Source organism: Vibrio sp. 378, from assembly GCF_033339435.1.
On the sequence record NZ_JAWOUO010000897.1, the window covers coordinates 1 to 578 of the forward strand.

A 578-nucleotide genomic window follows, 5' to 3' on the forward strand; every position below is an offset into this window, starting at 1 on the left:
AACAAGCTGTCAAAGCTGATATTTAAACCACCACCGGCACCCACATATTTAGTCAGCTTACGAACCGTTGAGCGATCACCAGGGAATGATTCTTCAAGCTCGTAACCTTGCTCTTTGGTGAAGTCCATAAAGCTCGTACCATCTTGGCTTGGCGGTAACTCACCAGAAAGTTCAGAAATTTGAACCTCTTCGCCAGATTTGATCTGCTCGTTACAGTAGTTATAAACCTGCTTTTTGTACTCGTTAACTTCTTGCTTTTCCAACTTAGAATCCGCACAGAAGTCATCCACCGCTTGCATCAACACAAGGTTTTGCTGTTTCGTGTCTAAGCCAATATCGGCTTGCAGAAAATCAAGGAAGAAGTCAGCGACTTTACGACCAACACGCCCTTTGATGTATTGTAGGTAACGGTTAGATTCTTTATCCGTCTCGTAACTCGAAAGGTCAATGCGCGCCGCGATGTCCATCTTCGTGATATCGAGGTAGTCCGTCGCGCTGATGTCCAAACCCTCAGTCACTTTCAGGCTTTGGTTCATCGGCAAGATACCAATGAAAAGATAATCTGTTGCTAAACTTTG

The 578-nt window shown here is 44.6% G+C and carries 1 protein-coding gene; it reads right to left on the bottom strand.

The window, feature by feature from the left end; genetic code table 11:
* Positions 1-578: nucleoid-associated protein (locus R7Q48_RS29475; protein WP_318133913.1), on the bottom strand; the 578-nt coding region annotated here is incomplete at both ends.